The sequence below is a fragment of the Coleofasciculus sp. F4-SAH-05 genome, assembly GCF_040222985.1.
GTDB classification, from domain to species: Bacteria; Cyanobacteriota; Cyanobacteriia; order Cyanobacteriales; family Coleofasciculaceae; genus Coleofasciculus; species Coleofasciculus chthonoplastes.
In genome coordinates this window covers 1-3,548 of the sequence record NZ_JAVKBY010000220.1, presented here as the reverse complement: position 1 = coordinate 3,548, position 3,548 = coordinate 1, and the positions used below count along the sequence as shown (strand labels likewise).

The following is a 3,548-nucleotide window of genomic DNA, read 5'->3' as shown; positions in this document are numbered from 1 at the left end:
GTCAGGGGAGGGGGGATTATTGGGGCGTGACGACGATTCAGCGTCAAGGGTTTACACCTCCGGTGACGTTTGGTGGGGGTGGATTTAGTCCGGGACAACGGTTGCAAGCGTCGCAGGTGGGGCGGACTATTGTGGGTGAAGGTGCGAATATGGGATCTTCGTGAAGGCAATATGAGTTCTCGGACTCCATGCGCTGGAGAATGTATACTTGGCACAGTGGAAGCCGCACTTGATATTGCTTGTCGCCGCCTTCGTCATCATCCTGTCCTGACCAATCCCCAAGACAAGATTGCCAGAGATGCCAGGGAAACGTGTCAGAGTTATGCTCCAAGCTGGCAAGCCGAGTGATTGTAAGAGGTGTTGATGCTTGGTCAAAGTAGTGGTGATTTTGCGTTTTGGCTGTGGGTTAAGAAATAGAGCGATCGCCTACCAAAGGAATTTATGCTAGAACGGTTGATTAGTAAGGATTGACTAGGCGATCATCGCTGCTTCAATGCAGTTTAGCATTGTATGCTAGCCTCAAAATAGTCCTTCGCCCTGCATCAAGTCCTGTACTTTTCCTACATGACCGTTCGTAAAAACCTACCCAAATCTGGACATAGCTAGAAATAGCTACAAGCGAGTAACGAACGTGCAGGTTAAGGCTCATCACAGCCTACGTTGGGAGGGTCATGACACCAAAAAATGAACGCCAGTTTTTTGCTCTGTCGAACTCGGTTAAAAAGTAGCGACGAAAGGTTTATAAGTCCGTGCCTAGTTCTTAACAAGCCCTTTCAACATTACCGAGGCAAACATTACTTAGCAATAAGGTTGACAGAAGATGTCAAATTACGTTTTTCTTATTGATGCTCAAAAAACACCGATGAATCCGATTCATCCAGCACAAGCCAGAAAATTATTAGAGCAGGGCAAGGCGGCTGTTTTCCGCAGATATCCTTTTACTCTAATCCAACAAATAAAACTAGCTCTTGACTCTCGTCGGACTGTCAGGAGAGGTCGTAGAAGCCACAATACACGCTATCGTCAACCACGTTTTCTCAATCGGAAGCACCCTCAAGGATGGCTTTCCCCAAGCTTAATGCATCGGGTTATAACGACTGAAACTTGGGTCAAACGCCTGTGTAAATTTGCTCCTGTTGGTGAGATTAGACAGGAATTAGTTAAATTTGATACACAAGCGCTAGACAAGCCGGAAATTAGCGGATGCGAATACCAGCAAGGTACTTTATTTGGCTACGAAGTCCGTGAGTATTTATTGTATTTTGGGCTTGAAGACAGGCGATATTGTTCGAGCCACAGTCCCGAAAGGTAAATACCAAGGGACGTTCACAGCCAGAGTTTGTCCAATGTCAGACGGTAGAGGCGAGTTTGTGATTAACAAAAAACGGTTTTCAGTAAAGCTTGATTACTGTAAAGCCGTCCATCGCCAGGATGGTTATAGCTATGGCTAATAGCTAGACAAAAACGGCAACTATGTCCAAATGTGGGTAGAAATTATCGAGCAGTTTTTACCCCCCTAGACTCCAGACTTCGTATTGGACGGAATAGGTAGCTACTACATGAATATCAACGCATCTATTATTGATCAACGTTTAGCATCAGTTGTTGATGATATCCGTCAAAAGGCTGCTGAAGAGTTACGCATAAACGATCAAGGCAGACTCAAGTCTCTAGCGTTTGCTTACCTCTGTGTTAAAACCATCTTAGATTTAGAGAACGATAATGCCTTCGATTGCCTGACTGAAGGAGGTGGTGACTTTGGAGTAGATGCCATGCATATTTCTGAAGAATATGATGGTGAATTTACTGTTACTTTATTTCAAGCAAAATATAAGAATAATCTAGAAGGGAACTCAAATTTTCCTGAGCAAGGCATAGAAAGTTTAATAAATGCTATTCAGTATTTGTTTAATCCAGCAGCTCAATTAGAACATATCAATAAACGACTACTCACCAAGGTAGAAGAAGCTCGTAGCTTGATTCGAGATGGCTATATTCCACAAGTTCGAGCAATAGCCTGCAATAATGGACTGAAGTGGAATGAATCTGCTCAGGGAGCTATTGAACGTACTGGTTTCGGCGATCAGGTGACATGGGAACACGTCAATCACGAGCGCTTAGTCCAAATCCTTCAAGCCACTAGACCAGTAAAAGAGACTTTGCAGCTAAGTGGAAAAGCTATAGTTGAAGATATGGAGTTTAGCCGAGTACTGGTAGGCAAAATTTCAGTAACTAAAATTGCCTCTCTCATTGAGCAGCACGGCGAACGATTATTAGAGCGTAATATTCGTCGCTATTTAGGCTTGCAGGGGAATCGTGTTAATGAAGGTATTCGCCATACTTTAACCAGTCAGGAAAAAAATAATTTTTACTTTTACAATAATGGCATAACTTTAACCTGCGACAATTTTTCTTATAACGCATTACAAGATGGAGATTATCAGGTGCGTGTCGAAAATTTACAAATCATTAACGGTGGTCAGACCTGCCTGACCATATTCAAAACGTTGCAGGAACCGGATTTACTTAATCAAAATGCTCAAGCTTATGTTCTGATTCGACTTTATCAATTACCTCGTGAAAATGAAGACTTAGTTACAAAAATTACTTATGCCACGAATAGCCAAAATCCAGTAGATCTCAAAGACTTACGCGCTAATGATGAACGTCAGCAAAGATTAGAGATGGATATGCAGCAATTAGGATTTAATTATCGGCGTAAGCGCTCTGATACGAGTACCCGATCTACAGATATTACTTCAGGAGTAGCAGCTGAAGCCGTACTATCTGTCTGGAGAAAAAAACCTCATCAGGCTAAATTCTTCTCTCGTGAACATTTTGGAAAACTGTATGATTCAATATTCACGGATCAGTTGAACGGCTCACAGGTTATAATTGCTGTGCAACTATACAGAATCGCAGAAAATCGTCGCAAACGACCAGAGCATACTGACCCGGATTTCGTTCGCTATGCTTCATGCTTTATCGCTATGCAGATGGGGCGAAGAATCCTTGCTGATCTGGACATTCAAATGAGAGAAATTAGCCATCACTATTTCCCAAGGGTTCAACAGCTTATTGAACAAAAAGGCGAAGCTTATTTCAACGACTCAGTAGAGGATATTCAACAGGCGCTGTGTGAGCTTTATGGGGGACAAGACATTTCCTTGCAGCAGCTATCTGCAACCTTTCGACGCGGCGACTTAATAACTAGGCTTCAGTAAATTAAAAACGACTAAAGAGTTAGTTTATCCATGATTTTAGTTTGACATAGGAGATATCCTATTTCTAGATTAAGGGCGATCGCGTTTATGTTGATCGTTTTTAACGCAGAGGTTCGCAGAGGTTAACGCAGAGGTTCGCAGAGGGGTATTGGTGGCTTGAGTTTGGGTGTCGATGGGCTTTGGTTTTTGCTGTTTATTTTGCTTTGTTCGGCATACCTGAGGTGGTGGATTCTGTTTGGTGGCAAATTGGGATAATTGTTGGTTTGGTTGCAGGGATGGCGGCTAAGGCTGGTTCTGTTAGCGATTCCCGTTTTCATGAGACTA

2 protein-coding genes and 1 pseudogene are annotated in these 3,548 nt (G+C 42.9%); all 3 read left to right on the top strand.

Annotation, left to right across the window (positions count from 1 at the left end; genetic code table 11):
- The first annotated feature begins 171 nt into the window (after positions 1–171).
- Positions 172–348 (top strand): hypothetical protein, encoded by a 177-nt coding sequence (locus RIG27_RS27310; RefSeq protein WP_446350300.1) that lies wholly within the window; start codon positions 172–174, stop codon positions 346–348.
- 472 nt (positions 349–820) lie between these two features.
- Positions 821–1,300: pseudogene (locus RIG27_RS27305) on the top strand (RRXRR domain-containing protein); the annotation flags it as partial.
- A 259-nt stretch (positions 1,301–1,559) separates the two neighbouring features.
- The gene (locus RIG27_RS27300) at positions 1,560–3,224 is read left to right on the top strand and encodes an AIPR family protein (protein WP_446350299.1); all 1,665 of its coding nucleotides are present in this window, start codon (positions 1,560–1,562) and stop codon (positions 3,222–3,224) included.
- The last annotated feature ends 324 nt before the right edge of the window (positions 3,225–3,548 follow it).

Bases quoted from the DNA above. Each gene is read 5' to 3' on its own strand.
- RIG27_RS27310 (WP_446350300.1), top strand. From the start codon at position 172: ATGAGTTCTCGGACTCCATGCGCTGGAGAATGTATACTTGGCACAGTG.
- RIG27_RS27300 (WP_446350299.1), top strand. From the start codon at position 1,560: ATGAATATCAACGCATCTATTATTGATCAACGTTTAGCATCAGTTGTT.